Raw genomic sequence first — 21,646 nt, 5'->3', positions numbered from 1 at the left:
TATAAAAAGGTGAACAGTTACTATGAACCGTTCACCTTTTCTATTAAATCATTCACCTGCTATAACGACATACAATAATTTGTATAAAAACAAATTAGCCTTTACAGGTGAAAGGATGAATACTTTTTATCCGATTTACACTGTATCAATCTACATTATATCCCGAAACACTTACCTTCGGCGCATTACCACGGGTATCTTCATCCTTCCAATGGAAGCTAACTTCTTTCTTTTCTCCCGGAAGCAATGCGAAATAATTATCAGAATAGAACATCGGCAGGAATTGCTCGCCATCCTTCTCGCCAACCACATTGACACGGATCATCAATGCCGGAGTGGAAGTCGTGTTTTCAATAACGACCTTACCATTCCATGTTCCGTCAGCCCCTTTGTTTGTAGAGATATTCGACTGGAGCGCTACTTTCGGAAGCGTACGCAGATCCTGATAGTTGTTTTCTTCCAGGCTTCTGTGATAGAAGTTATCAGAAACAACCTTACCGTTCTCCGCCAAAGTCATCTTGATAAAGTGGACCTTCGACAAGTTGGAGGGAAATTCCAGCTTGATACATTTATTCGTCGTATCTTCATTGCTGTCGATCGTTACCTCTTTTTCCCAAGCTACAGATGCATCCATGTTCAAGACCTGCACTTTTGCTGTCAGTCCCTTACGCGTACCGGCACTGTAATTTACCACTTCCACCTCATCGGTTGCCGGATTCCACTGGATATGCAGCGGTTCGGACGCCTTCTTGATGGCAAAGTAAGCAGCTGTCGGTTCAAAATAATAATCGTACGTCTGCCATACCATAGAAGGCCAGCAAGAGTGGCTCATCCACATCAGCAAACCTTTACGGTTCAGGCTTCTGGATTCGAACAAGCTACGGTGGCCATCATAGTTCACCCACTGCGCCAGTTCGGAGAATTCCTTGGCACTCTGAGGTTCGCCGTATCCTTTCGCAATGATTTCATTGAAAGAAGTGGCACCCTGTGCTCCCTCACGGGTATAATCGTGCATACCCCACTGATTATCCTGTGGCCACAGTCCTTCCGGAGAGAAAGTACGTAGCATACTTTCGTATGTCAACACATTCGGCATACCGCGTTCGCTATGGAACTTGTCGTTTCCGGTCTTCAAAGTGAAATATTCTTTAGCTGGAAGCATACGGTATGGGCCGTGACCGCTCACCACATCGTCGGCAGAACTGGAGATATAATGGATATCCGCATGATCTTCCTTAATGATCCGGCGTAAAGCCTTGTCGATCTGTTCGGGCGGGAAACCTTCGTTACGTCCGCAATAGATACCGATGGAAGCGTGGCTTCGGATACGTTTTACATAATCCTCGGCATTGGCGATAAACATTTCCGGATAATAAGGATCAGGTCCGTCAGCCGGATTCGCCAGCCAGAAGTCTTGCCAGATCATGATACCGTGACGGTCGCAAGCATCATACAGTTCCTCATCGCCGATCATACCGACCCAGTTACGCATGATCGTAAAGTTCATATCGGCATGGTAAGCCACGGCAATATCGTATTCGCGGGCACGGTAGTTCAGGTTGGATTCACTGAATCCCCAGTTCCCTCCGCGACCAATGAAACGGCGGCCGTTGATGAACATGCTCAGGATATGATTATCTTCATTGAAAGTCATCTGGCGGATACCGACTTTAAAGTCTTTCGTATCCAATACCTTATCGTCAACCTTAAAAGTGAAGTTGGCATCATACAGGTTCGGTTCGCCATATCCTTTAGGCCACCACAAACGCGGGTTCTCCATCTTCAGCTGGGCAAAGTCTTTCGCATCGAAGACAACCGCCTTTTCCTCTCCGGCGGCCAGTTCTACCGGCTGTTGGAAAGTGATATCGCCCACCTTGCCTTCCAGCATACCTTTTACGGCATTGGTGTCATGATTCTTTACGATCACTTCAGCTGTCAGTGTAGCAGAAGTCGTATCGGGTAACGGCAATACGGAAGTCACGAGCGGATCGGCAACCGTAACTTTTCCGGTCGTTGTCAGGAACACATCGTTCCAGATACCGATATTACGTCCGCGCATCGTCGGGATCCAGTCCCAGCCGATCGTCGCATGAAAAGTAGGATTGTCGGCCCCCAGGATACCACCGTTGAAGTCTGTGCTCTGTGCATTCTTTTCCTTGATCGCACCGATATGTTCGTTTTTGATGATCTCTACGGCAAGCACATTCTTACCCGGAACGACAGCGTCCGTCACATCGAACTTACCACGCATAAAAGCGCCTTCGATACGACCGATCTTCCGACCGTTCACATAGACGTTCGCCTTCCAGTTGATACCGTCGAAATTCAGGAACAGACGCTCCTGCTTAAAGTTTTCCGGCACTTCAAATTCGTCACGATACCAGAAGTCAGAGTTGAAGAACGATTCCGATATCTGCAGCTGGTTGTCGGCATAATTCGGATCGGCAATAGCACCGATATTCTTGTAACTGCTCAGGACAGTTCCCGGGACAGTCGCCACGATCCAGTTTTCCGGCTTGAAGTCCGGAGTGGATATCTTTTCACCGGCAGCAGCTACCTCGGAAGCCCGTTGCAGTTGCCAGTTTCCACCTGACAGATTGATCATCCCTTTCGATACGGCTGGTTCGGCAACAGGTTGGGGAACTAAGCCTCCCTTACCCATTACTTCCAGTTCGCTCAGGATATAACGGCTGTCGTTAGCCGGTTGCTGCATCAGGATGCGTACATAGCGTGCATTCTTCTTACCGCCAAGCGCTATCTCGTCGATCAGGCTTTCTCCGCCCGGCAGGTCGGCTACATCCGTCCACAGATTGGCATCATCGGATATTTGCACCTTCCCCTTTACGGCTTTGTTGATCCAGTGCAGGATCACCCTATCGAATTCAGAACGGCTGCCCAGATCCACATACAGCCATTCTTCGCCTGTCGTAGCACTCATCCAGGAGCTGTTGAAGAACTGGGATGGTTTCATTTCCACCAAACCGCCTTTATTATAAAAATCGGCAGCCATAAATACCCAACTATGGGCACCCGGCATCTTTAACAAAACACGATAATTGGAATAAGCAGCCTCTTTATCGAAGGGAATAGTTTCATTCAGTTTACGAACGGGCATCGAGATCTGTTCGGTCTGTTTGTTCGGGTCGGTGACCGGCACACGATAACGTACAGCATCGCCCGGCAGCCCTTTGCCACTCAGTTTACCCACTTCCGTCCAGTTCTGTCCGTCGTTGGAACCCTGACAAATGATTTCATACCCCTCTTTCGCCAGGTTATCATCGTAGATAAGCGTACCGGTCAGCTTCAATTCATCTGCCGATTTGCTGTAATTCTTCAATGCAAACTGGAAATACGTATCGGCCCCTTCAAAGGTGTTCCGTGAGTACGGCCCCTCATCGATCATCCATTCGCGTTCACGCCGCGGAGCTTCGCCTGAAGGAGAAGAAAGGATCAGATACTGCGGTTGCCGATCGGTCACGATACCGTCTGTTGCCAACTGCGCCGTCAGGTTATAGTCATGACTGGACGAGTTGAAGGCCGAACGTAAAAGGGCTATATTCCGGTAGTTGGCACGGTCCGGAGCCAGTTCGGGAGAAAAATCCTCCTTCGGGTTACCGGGATACTGACCGACACCACGGGTATAATAATCGGATCGCTCAAACGATTCGTTCGTTGCACCTGCCCCACTGCATCCCCAAAGCAACAACGAGGTCGCTGCAGCCCCGCAAAGGGTCAGGATACGGGAGACTTTTTGCTGTTTACACATTTTCATACTATGAGAGTCTACTTGATTTGTATTTTTTGCACAGGCAAATATACATTAAAAACAGTGATTTCTATGCAAATAGGGGAAGGTTACGAATAAAAAAGGTGTAGTGACAATATTTTACACGGGACATTGTAATCTAAAAAACAAAGGGGAAATACCAGAGCAACCGGCACTTCCCCTTTCTTACAAAGATATCTAATATATTTCCTTATTTCAAATCAGCCGCTTCCAGAATCTGATCGACAGCCTGAGCCAAGCCATCCGAATTCTTACCTCCGGCAGTTGCGAAATGAGCCTGGCCGCCACCGCCACCCTGGATCAGTCTGGCAGCATCTTTCACCAACTTGCTTGCATCCAGGCCATCGGCTACGAGCGGTTCGCTCAACATGACCATCAAAGCACATTTGGCACCGTCTTTAATTCCGGCCACAAAGAATACTTTTTCATCCATATTGCTTTCGCCCTTGATCTGGAATGCCAGGTCCTTGATCGCATCCACATTGGCTTCGCCACGGTAGACAACCACTTTCACACCATGACGTTCTACCGCTTTCGCGATCAGCTCTTTCTTCAACGTAGCTACTTTTTCCTTCACATAATCGCCCACCTGCTTTTTCAATTCCGCATTTTCTTCGATAGACTTACGGATCGTCTGCGCCAGGTTAGGTACATTATTAAATAAAGCACGCAATTCACGCATTGAATCCTGCAATATAAATGTATAGTTCTCCGCACCTTCGGCCGTCACTGCTTCAATACGGCGAACACCTGCTGCAATGGAGCTTTCTGCCACTACACGCAATGAACCGATCATACCGGTTGCCGGGATATGCGTACCACCGCACAACTCGATAGAAGAACCGTATTTAACCACACGTACTTCTTCGCCATACTTTTCTCCGAACAAAGCCATAGCACCCAGAGCCTGAGCCTGTGCAATCGGCATATTACGGTGTTCTTCCAGGGGAAAGTTGGCACGGATCTTTTCACTCACCAGCTTTTCTACCTGACGGATCTCTTCGTCTGTCACTTTCTGGAAGTGAGAGAAGTCGAAACGCAATGCTTCAGGAGAAACATACGAACCTTTCTGCTCGACATGTGTGCCCAGCACCTCGCGCAATGCTTCGTGCAACAAGTGGGTAGCCGAGTGATTGCATTCACACTGGATACGTTTCTTTTCATTGATCTTAGCCGTAAACGTAACCGTTACATCTTTCGGCAAGCGAGTGACGAAATGTACCGGCAGGTTGTTTTCACGCTTGGTATCTATTACATCCAGTTTCTCATCGTCAGCGATCAACCATCCGGTATCACCGACCTGCCCGCCCATCTCTGCATAAAACGGAGTCTGGTCCAGGACGATCTGGAAAAGTTCTTTATTCTTCTGTTTGATCTTACGGTAACGCAGAATCTCGGCTTCACATTCGAACAGGTCATAACCGACGAACTTGGCTTCGCCTTCTTTCAGAACCACCCAGTCGCCTGTCTCGATAGCGGCAGCGTTGCGGGCACGTTCTTTCTGTTTCTGCATTTCGGCATTGAACTCTTCGATATTTACCTCCATACCGTTTTCACGCAGGATCAGTTCAGTCAGGTCCAACGGGAATCCGTAAGTATCATATAATGTAAAGGCATCCACGCCGCTGATAACGGTTTTGCCGGCAGCCTTTGTTTCTTCCATTTTCTTATCCAGCAGACGGATACCTGTTTCCAGGGTACGCAAGAATGATTCTTCTTCTTCCTTGATCACTTTCTCGATCAACGTCTTCTGGGCAACCAGTTCAGGATAAGCATCTCCCATCGTTTCGATCAGGACAGGCAGCAAGCTGTACATGAATGCTTCCCGGCGTCCGAGGAAGGTATAACCGTAACGAACGGCACGGCGCAGGATACGACGGATCACATAACCGGCTTTGGCATTCGACGGCAACTGACCGTCTGTGATAGAGAATGCTATCGTACGGATATGGTCGGCAATCACACGCATAGCGATATCCTGCTGTCTGTTCTCGCCATATTTTGTTCCGGTCTTTCCGGCAATGACCTGGATGATCGGCTGGAAGACATCGGTATCGTAATTGGAAGTCTTACCCTGCAGGGACATACACAGACGTTCGAATCCCATACCGGTATCGATCACCTTGGCAGGCAGCGGTTCCAGCGAACCGTCCGCTTTACGGTTGAACTGCATGAACACCAGGTTCCAGATTTCGATCACTTGCGGATGATCTTTGTTGACCATTTCAGCACCGCTCTTGGCCGCACGTTCTTCGTCCGGACGCAGGTCGATATGGATTTCGGAACAGGGACCGCAAGGACCGGTATCACCCATTTCCCAGAAATTATCATGTTTATTACCGTTGATGATATGATCTTTCGGCAGGAACTGCTCCCAGTACCCGGCAGCTTCATCGTCACGCGACAAACCTTCGGCGGGGCTTCCTTCAAATACGGTTGCATATAAACGTTTCGGATCCAGTTTCAGAACATCTACCAGATATTCCCATGCCCAATTGATTGCTTCTTTCTTGAAATAATCACCGAACGACCAGTTACCCAACATTTCAAACATGGTGTGATGGTAGGTATCGTGTCCTACCTCTTCCAGGTCGTTATGCTTACCGCTTACACGAAGACATTTCTGCGAGTCCGCGACGCGAGAATACTTAATAGGTACATTTCCCAGGATTATATCTTTAAACTGGTTCATGCCCGCATTGGTGAACATCAATGTCGGGTCACCCTTCACTACCATTGGAGCAGACGGTACAATCTGGTGCTGCTTGGAAGCGAAGAACTCTTTAAACGATTCACGGATTTCTTTTGCTGTCAACATAATCTATTTATATAGTTCTCGTTAATATTCTGAAAAACAATTTGCAAAAGTACTGCAAATTATTATTTTTGCACGTATCCAAGCAATAAAATATTCAATGAAACTGTTTAAAACAAGAAAAACATATTACTTATATAACCCGAATACGCTTAGTTACGAGCGCGTTTACCCCTCCGCCAAAGACCGCTTCTTCATTGTGCTCCGTCATTTGAGTATCGGTGCGGCAATCGGTATCGGCGTCTTTTTTATCCTGATGTACACGATCGACTCACCGGTCGAATCGCTGTTGAAGAAAGAGAACAAACTGCTACAGACCCAATACGAACTCCTTTCCCTTCGTCTGACGAATGCCCTGGAAGTACTGGACGACATCCAACAACGTGATGAAAATCTGTACCGCGCTATCTTCCAGGCCGAATCCATTCCGGAATCGGTGCGTAAGTCCGGTTTCGGAGGAACCAACCGTTACGAACATCTGATGAACTTACCCAACCCGGAATTGGTAGTCTCTACCGCACAGAAGATGGATATGCTGTCCAAGCAACTTTATATACAGTCCAACTCCCTGGAAGAGTTGATCAAGCTAGGAAAGAACCAGGAAGAACGCAGCCGGTGTATACCTGCCATACAGCCCATATCCAATAAGGACCTGCGCCGTACGGCTTCCGGTTACGGGGTGCGTATCGACCCGATCTACCGGACCCCCCGTTTCCACTCGGGGATGGACTTCTCTGCCAAAGTCGGAACGGAGATTTATGCGACCGGTGACGGCGTGGTTACTTTTGCCGCCTGGAAACAAGGGTATGGTAACTGTCTGATGATCGATCATGGCTACGGATTCCAGACACTTTACGGACACATGAGCAAATTCAAAAAACGTGTCGGCCAGAAGGTGACGCGCGGAGAAGTGATCGGAGAAGTCGGAAATACCGGAAAATCAACCGGCCCACACCTGCATTACGAAGTGATAGTACGTGGCAAACATGATAACCCGTCCAGATACTACTACATGGATCTTACTCCGGAAGAATACGACCGTATGATCCAGATCGCAGAAAACCATGGACAGGTAATGGATTAAACATCTTTAAGACGATGGCATTAAATAAAGATAAAAATCTGAAGCTGTATTTCTCCATCAGCGAGGTAGCACAGATGTTCGACGTCAACGAATCGACCCTGCGCTTCTGGGAGAAGGAATTCGATATTATCCGCCCCCGTAAGACGGCCAAAGGAACCCGTTTCTACAAGCAGGAAGATATCGACGCGGTGCGTCTGATCTTCCATCTGGTCAAGGAACGGGGCATGACGCTGGCGGGGGCCCGGCAAAAACTGAAAGATAACAGGGAGACAACGATCCGGCAGGAAGAGATCGTCAATAAACTGAAACAAATAAAGGAAGAACTATTGTCGATGAAAGCCGCATTCGATGCCCTCGACCCTTCCGAAATCCCCCAGGAAGAGAAAATCTAAGCCAAACAATTAGCAGGTTACGCCGGAAAAGCGTACCTTCGCCGACAATTTAATAGAACAATAAATATGGAAATTACGGGAAAGATTATTGCCGTACTGCCAGTACAGGGCGGCACAAGTAAAAACGGAAACGAGTGGAAAAAACAGGAGTACGTATTAGAAACACACGACCAATACCCTAAGAAAGTTTGCTTCCAGATCTTCGGTGCCGACCGCATCGAACAGGCAGCGATACAACCCGGAGAAGAATTGACCGTATCATTCGATATAGATAGCCGTGAATATCAGGGACGTTGGTTCACAAACATCAGCGCATGGAAGGTAGACCGTCCGATGGCGATGGCTCCACAGTCTGCACCGGGTGCTATGACTCCGGATAATTTTGCACCGGCTTCTGCACCGACAGCACCGGCTGCTCCTGATTTCGGTCCGGCTAATCCAATCGACGACCTGCCATTCTGATGAATGTCATTGCTTTAATCGGTGGATTACTCCTCATCCTGGTCGGAGCGAACGCTCTGACCGATGGGGCTGCTTCGGTAGCCAAACGCTTTAACATCTCCAGCCTTGTTATCGGACTGACGATCGTTGCTTTCGGCACGTCCGCCCCAGAACTGACCGTGAGTATTGTATCGGCTCTAAAAGGGAGTGCGGATATGGCGATCGGAAACGTGGTCGGTTCGAATATTTTTAATACACTTATGATTGTCGGCTGTACGGCAGCTATCGTTCCTATCGGGATGAACAAAGGGACACTCAGCAAGGAGATTCCTTTGTGTATCCTTGCGTCGGTCGTACTGTTCATTTGCGGGAACGACGTACTGATAAACGGAGCGGCAGAAAATACGATCAGCAGTAGCGACGGGATGTTGCTACTCTGCTTTTTCGCAATCTTCCTGAGTTATACGTTTGCGATTGCCCATAACGGGAAGGACGAAGAAGACAGTTCGATAAAGCAGATGCCGGTATGGAGATCTGCGCTGTATATCGCCGGAGGACTGGCCGGACTGGTTTACGGAGGGCAGTTCTTTGTGGATGGGGCTTCCGGCATTGCACGCAGCCTGGGAGTCAGCGAATCTATTATCGGTTTGACACTGGTCGCCGGGGGGACTTCCCTGCCGGAACTTGCCACATCGGTAGTTGCCGCGCTGAAGAAGAATCCGGAGATGGCGATCGGAAATGTGATCGGTTCCAACCTGTTCAATATATTCTTTGTACTGGGTTGTAGCGCCACGATCAGCCCGCTGAACATGAAAGGAATCACGAATATAGACCTGGGAGTCCTGATCGGTTCCTGCGTATTGCTTTACCTCTTCGGTCTCTTTATCAAAAAACGAACCATCACCCGCCTCGAAGGGGTTATTATGGTTCTTTGCTATATTGCTTATACAAGCTATCTGATCATAGGATAAATCAGAACGGATACCCGATTGCCAGGTGCCAGCCCGGAGTATATTTGGGAACGTTGAAATAACCGTTTTTATCTGTCTCGTAAGGAACATGCAGAGGAATACCCATGTCCAGACGGATAACGATGAAGGTCAGATCGTAACGCAAACCGACACCGGCATCGAGTGCCAGGTCTTTCAGGAAACGACCCCATTTCAACTGACCGCCGGGACGTTGATCGTCGTTACGGATCAACCAGATGTTACCGGTATCGATAAAAGCTGCCCCATGCAGGTCGCCCAGGATCGGAAAACGGTATTCGAGATTGGCTTCGAACTTCAGGTCACCGGTCTGGTCCAGATAACTGTACGTATTATTTTCCTCCGGATGATAGCGGCCCGGACCGATCGAACGGATCGTGAAAGCACGCAGACTGTTCGCCCCACCGATATAGAACTGCTCGTTGTAAGGAGATATACGGGCATTTCCGTAACTATAAATAGCTCCCGCCATCATACGGCCGACCAGGTGCTGGTTATGACCGATCTTATAATTGTAACGGACCTCCGCCGTTCCTTTCACGAACTGGGCGAATTTATTACCCAGCAAATGCTTTCCTTCCTCATTGAATTTCTGCCCGGCAATAGCATAACCGGCAGCCAACAAGTTACCCGCCTGTGAAACGGACAGCTGCAGCCAGGTATGGTTCCGTTTGGATGTGATCGGGGCATCGTCGTAGGTATAGGTATACCCCATTGCAGGCACGAACTGATTCTCCAAACTCAGCTTCAGGGCACGGTTATATTTCGTTATACTGTCAAACTCATGCGTCGTCGACTGGAGCAGGTTGTATGTCAGCTTGAACGGCGTGATCGAATGGTGGCTGGTAGCAGACGACTGGTAATCGTACGAAGCATTCCCACCGAAGGCCAGCATCTTAAAGAAACGCGCCCGGTTCAGCTGGTCGACATACAGGCGGAACGAGGTACTCGAAGGATACAAACCATCCTTTTTCATCATTCCGGGGAACAGCAACTGCGGGAATGTCAGCGTCCCGCTCAATCCCATCTCCCAACTATTGATAGCCGATTTGGCACCGTCTACCCGCTTACCGGTCTGCCACTCGTAAGAACCGCGCAAACGTACGCCGAAGGTCTCACCTCCACCGAACACGTTTCGTTTGGTCACACTGAAGATAGCTCCCGGGCCTAGCTGGTCGTTACTTTTCGATGTCACGTTCACTTCCAGCTCGCCATCGAGCGGCAGGTCGTAAACGGTGTTGATCTTCAGGTCGAGGGTATCCTGGCGACGGGCCGTATCACGCGGAGTATATTGCATTTCGGAATACCGGAAAATACCGAGACGCGAATAACTGGTCTGCGTCCGCTGCTGGCTCTCCTGCGAATAGAGGTCGCCGGAATGGAAACGCAGGCGGTTGTAAAGTACCGACGGGCGGACACGCAGTTTGCCTTCGTAATAGACCGTCATATCTTTATAACGGATCGAATCGGTCGGCGGCTCGTTATTATAGCCGTTCAGCCAGACGGAAATATCGCCGATCGTCCACGGACGGAGAGCCGCACGCGGCAGGCCGGGTTTTGTCATGACACGAAGTGCCACTTTACCGGGGTTCATGATCGTATCCGCCTGGTAAGTGATGAACTCGGGACGAAAATAATAGAACCCGTTGTTACGCAGCAGAGAGGTGATACGCTGCCGCTCGGCTTCCAGATTCGTTACGTTGAAGTTATCCCCATCACGGAGCAGGCGGTCGCCTATGGTATTTTGTACCAGCGTATCCATTTTATGACGCATCCTGACATAACGGATACTGTCATAGGTGTAAGGCTGGTTCATCTCCACCTGGTAAACTAACTTGGCTTTCTTTGCATTCTTCGGGTTAGTGTCCACCTGGAAAGAAGTCGTTCCATTGAAGTAGCCATATTCTTTCAGCAGGTTCTGCGCCACTTTGATACGCACGTCGGGATTCACCGTCGAGATAAATACCGGCTTGGCTGCCAGCTTATCGAAAATCCATTTTCCGACTTTTCCTTTTTTATTGACAAAAGCATTATAGACCCACAGGCCGAAAGGGAACGGCACACGGATGGACGAACTTCCCAGCAGGGCATTGTTGGGAGGGTAAGCAAGAGCACCCTCCACTTCGGCAAGGGCATCCTCGCCGGCGGTCGTCTTATCGTCGTGGGTAACGTCGATCTTTTTGATTCCGGTATAAAGGACTTCACCTTCGGGGAGGTTTTTGGTAGTCGAACAAGAGAACAGGCATGCTACGGCCAAAAACATCAGCAAATAAGTAGTTGCAGCACCTGCAACAGACTGCCGCAACTTCCGCGAACCAGTTGTTCTTCCTGCAACAGGCCGTCGGGATTCCCGCGAGGCTGCCGCAATGCAGCAACAGACTGTCGGAATTCCCGCGAGGCTGTCGCAACCTCTGCAACAGGTCGGCAGGGTTTCCGCAAGGCTGTCGCAACGATGAAACAGGCCGACGGGACTTCCGCCAGCTTGCTGCAACTGATCATATCTCTTTTTCTCCATTATTCTTCCTCCTCGTAAACCGGTTTAGGTCTGTTTTTCTTAAAGTTGAACAACTCCCGCATATGAAGCATCTTGCGGCGCAGGACAATACCGACGCCTGTCTCCGTGATCTCCCCTTCCAACAGACTTTCGTAGTTTTTGTCGTGGAACAACTTCACGTAGCGCGTTCCGCTGGCATCCAGACGATATTCGATCGAAACATTGTCGATAAAGGCCTGTGTCTGGTTGCTGTTACTTGCATTCTCGCCGGTCGAGATACGGCCGCCCAGCACAATACGGATACGGTCGTTCCAGAAACGTTTGGCAAAGCTGAAGTTATAATCGGTCCGCTGTCCGCCCGTTCCGTCGCCGTTTTCGTCGTAGCTATCCATACCGAAGGAGATATCGACCGTCTTCAGGGCACTTCCGGCAATATTGCTGATCTCACTGTTCAGGAAACTGTTCAGGGCGGCCCCCATATTCAGGTTCTGCTTTCCACCACTGCTGTTTGCCAGGTACATTCCGGTGATAATCATGCCGACAGCCAGCTTCGTCCGTTCATCCTCACCCATGCTGTTCAGACTCGTCTGCATCGTCTGATCTTCGGGAGCCGTCAGAACGAACTGCAAGCCCAGATTCTCCAATTGCTGCTTCAGGGCGATACCCACATCGAAGTTCACCATACGCGAACCGCTACCATCCTGGGTTACATTGGTGCGAATGCGTTCGGTTGCCGTCAGGTCCAGATACGGGTCCATCGGGTCGCCGCTCCACTGCACATAACTGCCGTCCTGTATATTAAATTCCTTCAACGGGATGATCGGCAAAGCATATTTCACAATACCGCCCGAGAGCGTATAACGTCCGTTCAGGATCATCTCGCCCTGCGGGGTATACTGGAAAGAGAGGTCGCCGCCTCCTTCGAGTTCCACTTTGCTGGAACGGTCGGGGGTAATATCGGCATTCAGCCGCACAGACTGGTCGATACGTATCGTCAGCAACATATCCAGGCCACCCAAAGGTAACGGGGCTTCCTGCCGACGGCGGTTCACCAGTGTATCTTCAAAAGAGGTGAAAGTCACCAGGTCGGAAAGTCGGTCCTGCACCGTCAGCGGAGAATCCTTCATGACATAGGTCACGTTCGTCCCGCCCAACAGTTGCAGGCTGCCACGCATCATCAGCGCATCGAGCGGCCCTTTTACCGTCGACATCAGGTTGACGAGCAACTTGCCGTACACCATGCTTTCCTTATTCCGTTTCACATCGAGCAACTGCATATGGTCGGCCGTCAGTTTCAGGTCTGCCATCATCCTCGACGGATTCCGGAAATCGACCGTACCGTCTATCACGAACGGGTTCTTTCCGGCGGCATGGATATGGTATTCGTCGAACAGGATCTTATTGTCCTTCACTACAATCTTCTTATCGTCCACCCGGAAACTCGTTCCTACAGCAGTCACGAACATCGAGGTCGAATCCATCTCGATATATCCGTTCACTTCGGGCGCCTTACTGCTGCCCTTTATCGTCATATTTCCTTCCAGTACACCGTTCAGCGATGCCATATTATCGGGGATAAACGGATTTACCATATCCAGCGGCAGATGCGTCACGTCGAGCGTTCCGTCCAGATGATCTTCTTTCCCCATCTTATAAAGGGCAGTCGCCGACATCACTTCGTTCTGATCGCGGAAGAAGTGCATATCGACCTGATGCTGGTTATCCGCCAGCGGGAGATAAACGGTACTGAACATCAGTTCCCCTACCCGTCCGCCTTCGTAGATCAGATTGTCGATATTCGCATCGACCACCACCAGGAATGAACTGTCCGACGGCGCGTACTGCATGTCGGCACTCAGTATCCCCTGCATAGCCGGTATCTCCGTAAATGCTTTCGAGATAACGTCCAGGTTGATCTGGCTCAATTCGAGATGCAGTTCCTCCATCTTGTCCTTTTCGGGTAGCGAATGAATCCACAAAGAGGCGTTTTCATCGCCCGACAGGCGAACGTTGGCAGCAATATCTTTCTCATTCTTATAAAGAATATAATTATCCGGATTCAGTTTGAAAGGACGAAAAGCCAGGATCGGATTGTCCGGGAAGAGATGCAGGTTGATCCCCTCCTCCACCTTGTCGGCACGCAATCCGAGCAAAATACCCGTATCCCCTTTTCCATCTGTGTACAGCACTTCGGCATCGGCAAACGTATTCCGTATTTTCCCCTTGACACCGGCTGTGAAAGGAGCCTGCTGGCGGAATTTCGTCTTGATCACCCCGGCATCATATAGCAGACCGAGTGAGTCCTGACGGATGGCAAAACTGATCGTATCGATCCGTGTCGTGTCCTGCATCAGATTATAAACGCCCGCATCCAGCCGGAAACCCTCTTCAGGAGAGGTAAAAGCTTCCAGACTCAGGTTATTAAACGAGATGTTCGCCTGCTGCAATATATTATAGATCGGATTATCCTTTCCCGCCGACACCGCCAGATGCATATCCGGCAACAACGGTTTGAAAGCAGGGATATTGATCATTGAATCTTTTTCAAGCTGTTTGTTCAGCCCCTCGGAAATCTTGTTGAACTTGTCGGTCATTGTTTCCAGGTCGGAGTTACCGGTCAGCACGATCCCCAGGTCGCCCGCATGAAAGGAGACACGGGTGGTATCCTTCGTGCTCTGGGCATGCAGGGTAAGCGTTTTCGGCTTATACGTGCCTGTGGTGGTGATCAGTTCCCAGTTTCCCAGCGTGACATCGACCAGGTTGTTCTTCCCCATATCCGTTTCCGCCTCCGCAAAAAGCTGGAAAGAGGTAGCCAGCGAATCATTCATCAGATGCATGCCGTAGAGGTCTAAATTCGTGACATCGGCAATCACCATCGCTTTGATCTCTTTCTTCAGCAACGTGGCATTCAGCGTCAGGTCCATTTCCGCCAGCGGGTATTTACTCAACAGGTCGAATTTAAGGAAATTCTTTTCCAGCGAACCGTCCATCGTTACATCGGATACATTATAATTTCCGTAGCGGATATCTGTCAGTTTCCCGTCCAGTTTCGCCCATGAAGAACTCTTGAAAGGATCGAAGCCCTTCCCTTCCGCCTGTATGGAAGCGGTCAGATAATACAGCGAATCGAGCGGCATAAAATGAACTGGCTCCAGGCTATCGACTTTCAGGTCGGCTTTATAGGCTTCCTTACCCGGATTGAAACTAGCGGTCAGCAGTACTTTCCCTTTATCTTCCCGCAACAGGAGATCGGCCTTGTACTCATTATTCTTCAAAGCAGCCTCACCGGTCAGTTTAATACCGGAAGGGATATTATACCGGTGACGTTCGGCAGCCGGGAGCATACTCAAGAGAAAATCCAGGTTCCCCGTCTCCGCTTTCAGGTTCAGTTTTCCCGAACGGCGGATACTGTCGGTAAGCGACTGCATCGTCCCGGAAACATCCATCCGGAAAGTACCCGGCAATTCACCCTTCAACTGGCGGAGAAGCATAGAGGACAAGTTTCCTTCCACACCGGCCGTCAGCGATAGCGGTTTCTGCGGATAAGCCTTTTGAAAATCGGGCGGCAGCTCACCGGCAAAGGTCATAACATCTTCTTTTCCCACCGAAGCGGTCAGCAGCACCCGCATGTTTCCTTCCGGATTCTCATCGAAAGAGCTCCAGGGAACCATTGCCAGCAAACGGACCTCGGACGACGGAGTTTTCAGCAACAGTTGCGGAACATTGATGTTCGTGCTATCGCTATGGAAACTACCGGTCAGCGACGAAATAGTCAATCCCGAACGATCCTCGGCAGATAGTTCGCGGATACGCGCCTTGATATCCCGTCCGCCGTAAAAAAGCGAATCGAGCGAGATCGTGACGTTGTTCAAAGCGATATGTGAAGGATCGAAACCGGCAACCGGATCCTGATAGTTGGCATCGTATCCGAGGGTAGAACCGGTCAGCGTGAACAGATCCGCCCCGTAATGCGAAGCCCCCAGGTCGACAATACCGTCTTTCAGGTTCGCCTTATCGATATAGGTTGACAGACGCAACGAATCCGCGGGCATCTGCATGGCAAACGCTACGCGGTCGAGATTTATCTTTTGAAGGTTCAGAATCCAGTTAACGGCGGTAGAGGTCGTATCGGCCTTCGTCGTCGTATCGTTCAGTAACAGAGTGATCGCCGTATCGGACAGGTCGATCGTATTGAATGTCACCTTCTCTTTCGACAGATTAATGCGGTCGGCTTTGGCATACAAGCGTCCGAGTACCCCTTTTATCTCCATTCCTTCGATAAAAGTACCCGTATTTACTTTCACACCTTCCAGATCGATCGCGTCTACCAGCACTTCCTTTTTCAACAAAGGCAGTGCACGCACATTTACAGTCAGGCTTTTCAATGTCAAAAGCGTATCGGCAGGGGTAGTCAATACCTCTACACCGCGAACCGTCAGGTTCAATGGGAAAGAAAGGCGTATCCGTTCTATCCCTATCTGCATCCCGGTAGCTTTACCGGCATAGTAGGCCGCTTTTTTCACGGCAAAGTTCTGAACAGGCGGTATGTATAAAAGTACAGAGACCAATAAAACCAATACCACCGGTATCAGGCATACGATCCCTATTCGTTTCAACCAAATCCTCATTTGTTATATTTGTGTATTCTTTTTTATATTCATAACGGTTAAATACCCTGTTTTGTTTGAAAATTCTTTAACAAATATAGAAAAGAAATTCAAGAATAAAAAGCTTAACCTTCTATCTGCCGGATAACGGAATAAGCATCCTCGATCAATGAGGCCGGATAATCGCTGATTTCCAGGATCCGTATTGCATTCCGCTGGTATAAATTTCCGGACTTCAGCTTATAATCGAACGAAAGCATCCCCCCGGATATTGTCTCGCAAAAATGATATAAATCGTATTCATTTGCAAGGAATATTCCCAGTTCGGTATCATGGGTGGAAACCACCACAATATTGCGGGAAGTATTCAGGAATGACAGCACAGCCTTAGCCGCCGCTATCCGTTCAGTCGTGTTCGTTCCTTTAAATATCTCATCCAGCAGGAAAAGGTTGGTCTGTTCGCTTTGGCTGTAAGAAAGCATGTCACGGATCGATTCCACCTCCTTCATGTAAAAGCTCTTGCCATCGGACAGGCTGTCGGACAACATCAGCGCGGCATGTATCATAACGGGCATCTGTAACCGCATCCGCCGGGCAAAAGCGGTATTCAATGTCTGTGCCACGAGAATATTCACGCCTAAAGTCCGGATAAAGGTCGTCTTACCTGACATATTCGAACCGGTAAACAGGACAGAACGCCCTTGTATGCCGATCGCATTCGGAACGCAATTCTCCACCAGCGGATGATACATCCCGTCTGCTTCCACACGCACCTCCCCGTCCGGTTGTTCCGGAAGACAATAAGAAGGAAGCCCTTTACGGAGAAAAGCCACCGACGAAAGGCTATCGGCTAACCCGATAAAACGGAATACGGTTTCGATGGCCGCATTTTTATCTTTCAACAAACGGACCGTCTTATTATAGGACAAAGGTTCTATCAGGAAAAATATCTTTATTATTTCCGTAATCGCCCACAAAATCACAGCCAGGTCGTTATCCAGCCTCGACTCTATTCGCAGGGATTTACTCGACCGCCTCAACGTCTCCAACGAAGCCAGTGCCTCCGGCACCTTTTTACTTATCGCGGATAACAACGGATCAGCCGCCAGTTTCCCTGCTGCGTCCAGCATCTTCATCAACTGGGGCATGGAAACCAGATACCCGAGACCGTTGTGTTTATTCCGGTAATGGAGCACTCCGTTCACCAAAATGGCAACAACCAACAACAGCAATGCCGGTACCAACTTATAAAACAGAAACAATAAAAGGAACAATGTCGGCAAAAGACTGCAAACCCGGAGCACAAACTGCCACCAGGCAGGTACAGGCGGATGTTCGGTCTGCAATAAGGGAGCGATACTGTACGCCTCCACCGCCTGTAAAGTATGCAGTTCCTTTACTACAGAGGCATGTCCTCCGGAATCGGCAGAGAACTTTTCAATGATAGCCTCATTCGCCTTTATCTCTCCTTCCTTGGCCGGAATCGTGCGCATCAGGTTATAAAGGTACTGTTGGCCCACCCGTGAGGCCGTACGGTCGGTAAACATAAACAGATCATCCAGTCCCAGGTCAGAACATGTTTGCTCAGACAATTCCCCCAGAGCCTGTTTATGGGAATCACAACGGAAGAAAGCAGCGATCTCAAAGAAATCATAAGTTTCCGCTTTCTCCTCACCGCCATAACCGGCAGGACGTTTCCGGAAGTTAAAGATACTCATAGGACAATCGTTTTACAATTTCTCAAAAGTATATCTTTTTCATTAATATTCAGTACAACCCCTATTATTTAGTTCCAAAATGCGTATGTTTGTCAGACCAAAAAGAGAATATAAAGATATGTTGAAGTTAGAAGAACTTTGTACCCAGGTACAACAGATAGCCCGGCAGGCCGGGGCTTTCCTGAAAGAGGAACGACGTAAATTCGACCGCGCACGTGTAGAAGAAAAGAGTGCCCACAACTATGTATCGTATGTCGACAAAGAATCGGAAAAATGGCTGATCGCACAACTCTCCGCCCTACTTCCCGAAGCCGGTTTCATTGCCGAAGAAGGTAGCGGAAGCCTGACCGACGAGAACTACTGTTGGTTGGTCGATCCGCTGGACGGGACTTCCAACTATATTCATGACCTTGCCCCTTACTGTGTCAGCATCGCCCTGCGCAACAAGGAGGAGTTATTACTCGGTGTAGTCTATGAAGTCTGCCGGGACGAATGTTTCTATGCCTGGAAAGGAAGCAAGGCTTACCTCGATGGCAGAGAAATTCATGTTTCAGACGTGTCCGACCTCGACAAAGCCTTTATCGATCTGGGATTCCCTTACAACTCGGATGCCTACCGCCCGGTAGCCCTTCACCTGGTCGACAAACTCTACGGCTTTGCCGGAGGAACCCGGTTGATGGGAGCGGCAGCGGCCGAAGTATGTTATATCGCCGCCGGACGGTTCGAAGCCCGTATCGAAGCCTATATCGGTCCCTGGGATATTGCCGCCGGTGCCCTGATCCTGATGCAGGCAGGAGGCAAAGTGACCGATTTCAGCGGTGGCGACAACTGGCAATCGGGCGATGAAGTGCTTGCCACTAACGGTGCGATGCATGAAACACTGATGCAGTTGATCTCCCGGTCCTGATTTTAAAGGGGAAATATCATTCGTTTACAGGCAATCTTTCCCTGTCTGTCTATTTTATTTGTAACAGCTTGCAATGTCATTTATCTTCACCGATAAATCAACATAATCGAAAGGTATATGAAAAAGAAAATGATTATTGCAAGCTTATTCACTTTTGGCTTACTGGCTTCCGCAGCCGCCCAGCCTCAACACGGACCTTTCCCCGGAAAGCCTCGCTGTTGTTGCTGTTGTTGTAACCATGACAGGCCGGACAGACCGGACCAACGTCCTCCCCGGAAAGGAGAAGCCCCGTCCTTTATCACCGACAAGCTCATAAAGAAACTGTCGCTTACGGACGAGCAGGTGACACAACTCAAAGAGGAAGAGAAAACCTTTATGGAGAAAATGCAACAGATGCGTCCCGACAGGGATAGTGAAAAGCAGCTTTCTCCCGACGAGATGAAGGAAAAAATGGATACAATGATGAGCGAGCACGATGCTGCCGTACAAAAGATCCTGACTGAAGAACAATACAAAAAGTATCAGAAGTACATGAAGGAGAACCGCCCGAAAGGTCCGGGCAATGGAGCTCCCGAAGGTCCGGGCGGACCAGGGGGACCAGGTGGACCAGGTGAAGGATTTGATGGCGATTGGATGGAATAAAAAAGCTTTACCGACCGCAGATAACGCAGAAGAATACAGATATTTCTCAAAAAAAGAAAATAATAAATCTGTAAGCTTCTGCGTATTGTTATTATATGCGGCATTTTACCATAGCAGCTACCGGCATTTGTTATACCAAAAGGAAACCGATATTGCCCCGGGTACATAAAATAACGGCTAGCAAATAGAGTATCTACAGATATATCATTATTTTTACGGGTAATATAAAACGGAAAGTTATGAACAAACAACTATTCTTATCCCTGATAACGGTCGTGATCTGTTTTCTGACAGCTTGTAACCGGCAACCGGCAGGAAGCCGGACCAATGAATATATAGTAGGTAAACAAACCTATACATTCGCCATAAAAGGGGCAGATACATTACGTCTGGATAAATATGAATTACAGAATATATCAGCTGGTGATACGTTATCCAAACCGGTCATCCTTTTTGCCTTCGGAGGGGGTTTTAAAGGTGGTAACAGGGATAACGACAGTTATATTCCCTACTTTCATTTCCTGGCAAAAAACGGTTATGTAGTTGTATCGACCGATTACCGGACCGGTCTGAAAGATATAGATACCGGGAAGATGGCCGACCCGATGCAATTTGCCGCCACTTTACAAAAAGCTATTGCAATGGCTGTTGAAGATTTTTTCGATGCTACACGTTACATTGTCGATAACAGCAAAGAATGGAAAGTAAACCCGGAACAGATCGTTGCCTGTGGTTCCAGTGCCGGAGCCGTCACCTCCCTGCAGGCAGAATATGAAATATGTAACCGAACTCCTTTAACACAAAAACTACCCGACTCTTTCAACTATGCAGGCGTTATCTCTTTTGCCGGAGCTATCTGTAGTCTGGGAATACCGGACTGGCAGGAATTACCGTGCCCTATTATGCTTTTCCATGGAAATGCAGACCGAACAGTTCCTTTCGATAAGGCTTTACTTGAAAATATGGGGTTATGGGGGTCGAACTTTATAGTTAAACAGTTACAGGTAAAACAATCTCCCTATTATTTCTATCTGGCGGAAGAAGCGGGTCATGAGATGGCAGGGATACCGATGGATAACAACCGGTATGATATCCTGAGTTTTCTGGACCGTTTTGTTCTCCTCCGGCAGAAAGCCTTTATAAACACAATAGAGACTATCCCCGGCAAACCGGAAACTAAAAAGGATTTCACACTCCAGGATTACATTCAGAATAATCTCTAAAAAGATATCAGTTCAGCGACTGTCAATAATAAGTCAATTTGCCAATGTGTCAATAGAATATCAAACTGACAAAATGTTATCTCATGTAACCTGCGGATGAGTTGTATGGAGATGGAGCGGTGAGGGTTTGTTCTTATTCGATCGTAGAGAGGGTTACCATATTCGAGATGTCATAATTACAGATGCATTGATATTATTATATCGTATTATCATTACAATATCCGCTATTTTGTTGTGAGAGACAATTATTGTCGAACTTTTAGGCAGAAGAGAGTTGCTTGCTTTTTTAGCGGTTCCAGAAGTGACTAAATGCTTTATAACATACAATCGAACATTTCCAATGTATATAAAATAACACAAACAACCTTTAATTAACAAATAAACACATTTAAACAAGCAGATATTTCCGCTACAATAAAAATAAAACTCATTTAAAAGGAAAAATAATTCGTTTAAAACGAGTTTATCTTTTTTCTCGATCGAATTAAAAATGCCTATCAGTTAAACATTGCGTTAATAAATGTATATATCCGTTTTCTATAAGAGG

At 48.5% G+C, this 21,646-nt stretch carries 12 protein-coding genes; 7 read left to right on the top strand and 5 right to left on the bottom strand.

Translation table 11 applies throughout. The annotated features are described in order from the left end of the window. Positions 1–145: 145 nt before the first annotated feature. Positions 146–3,772, bottom strand: coding sequence for a sugar-binding domain-containing protein (locus tag DWX23_RS13865; protein WP_122374908.1), 3,627 nt, complete (start codon positions 3,770–3,772; stop codon positions 146–148). 205 nt (positions 3,773–3,977) lie between these two features. After that, positions 3,978–6,605, bottom strand: coding sequence for an alanine--tRNA ligase (gene alaS, locus DWX23_RS13860; protein WP_122351733.1), 2,628 nt, complete (start codon positions 6,603–6,605; stop codon positions 3,978–3,980). A gap of 97 nt (positions 6,606–6,702) precedes the next feature. Here alaS and DWX23_RS13855 point away from each other — a divergent pair, with 97 nt between their 5' ends. The 4 genes from DWX23_RS13855 to DWX23_RS13840 all read left to right on the top strand — a co-directional run bounded on the left by DWX23_RS13855 (position 6,703) and on the right by DWX23_RS13840 (position 9,490). Then, positions 6,703–7,686 carry a M23 family metallopeptidase gene (locus DWX23_RS13855; RefSeq protein ID WP_122351734.1) on the top strand — a complete coding sequence of 328 codons (984 nt, stop codon included), beginning with the start codon at positions 6,703–6,705 and terminating at the stop codon, positions 7,684–7,686. 14 nt (positions 7,687–7,700) lie between these two features. After that, positions 7,701–8,078 carry a MerR family transcriptional regulator gene (locus DWX23_RS13850; protein WP_122361116.1) on the top strand — a complete coding sequence of 126 codons (378 nt, stop codon included), beginning with the start codon at positions 7,701–7,703 and terminating at the stop codon, positions 8,076–8,078. Between the two features lie 66 nt (positions 8,079–8,144). Next, the gene (locus DWX23_RS13845) at positions 8,145–8,540 is read left to right on the top strand and encodes a DUF3127 domain-containing protein (RefSeq protein WP_122351736.1); all 396 of its coding nucleotides are present in this window, start codon (positions 8,145–8,147) and stop codon (positions 8,538–8,540) included. Further along, a complete protein-coding gene (locus DWX23_RS13840) occupies positions 8,540–9,490 on the top strand; it encodes a calcium/sodium antiporter (protein WP_122351737.1) in 951 nt (316 codons plus the stop codon). Before DWX23_RS13845 ends, DWX23_RS13840 begins: the two co-directional genes overlap by 1 nt. A 1-nt stretch (position 9,491) precedes the next feature. Here the strand turns inward: DWX23_RS13840 and DWX23_RS13835 are convergent, their stop codons facing one another. From DWX23_RS13835 to DWX23_RS13825, 3 genes are all read right to left on the bottom strand, one after another. Further along, entirely contained in the window at positions 9,492–11,771 is a 2,280-nt protein-coding gene (locus DWX23_RS13835; RefSeq protein WP_122374951.1) for a BamA/TamA family outer membrane protein, read from the bottom strand. A 251-nt stretch (positions 11,772–12,022) separates the two neighbouring features. Beyond that, complete coding sequence (locus DWX23_RS13830) at positions 12,023–16,630, bottom strand: translocation/assembly module TamB domain-containing protein (protein ID WP_122374907.1); 4,608 nt, start codon at positions 16,628–16,630, stop codon at positions 12,023–12,025. Positions 16,631–16,734: 104 nt separating this feature from the next. Further along, positions 16,735–18,327 (bottom strand): hypothetical protein, encoded by a 1,593-nt coding sequence (locus tag DWX23_RS13825; RefSeq protein ID WP_122374906.1) that lies wholly within the window; start codon positions 18,325–18,327, stop codon positions 16,735–16,737. A gap of 118 nt (positions 18,328–18,445) precedes the next feature. On the opposite strand from DWX23_RS13825, the gene DWX23_RS13820 reads away from it, so the two are divergent. The 3 genes from DWX23_RS13820 to DWX23_RS13805 all read left to right on the top strand — a co-directional run bounded on the left by DWX23_RS13820 (position 18,446) and on the right by DWX23_RS13805 (position 21,099). Next, positions 18,446–19,234: an inositol monophosphatase family protein gene (locus DWX23_RS13820; protein ID WP_122374905.1), complete on the top strand. Its 789-nt coding sequence runs from the start codon at positions 18,446–18,448 to the stop codon at positions 19,232–19,234. Positions 19,235–19,351: 117 nt separating this feature from the next. Beyond that, entirely contained in the window at positions 19,352–19,876 is a 525-nt protein-coding gene (locus DWX23_RS24990; protein WP_199673291.1) for a DUF4890 domain-containing protein, read from the top strand. Between the two features lie 239 nt (positions 19,877–20,115). Next, positions 20,116–21,099, top strand: a complete 984-nt coding sequence (locus tag DWX23_RS13805; protein ID WP_122374903.1) for a S9 family peptidase — start codon at positions 20,116–20,118, stop codon at positions 21,097–21,099. Positions 21,100–21,646: the final 547 nt, after the last annotated feature.

Source organism: Parabacteroides sp. AF18-52, from assembly GCF_003479145.1.
Classification (GTDB): Bacteria; Bacteroidota; Bacteroidia; order Bacteroidales; family Tannerellaceae; genus Parabacteroides; species Parabacteroides faecis.
The sequence above is the reverse complement of the archived record's forward strand: the minus strand, read 5'-3'. Positions and strand labels throughout refer to the sequence as shown.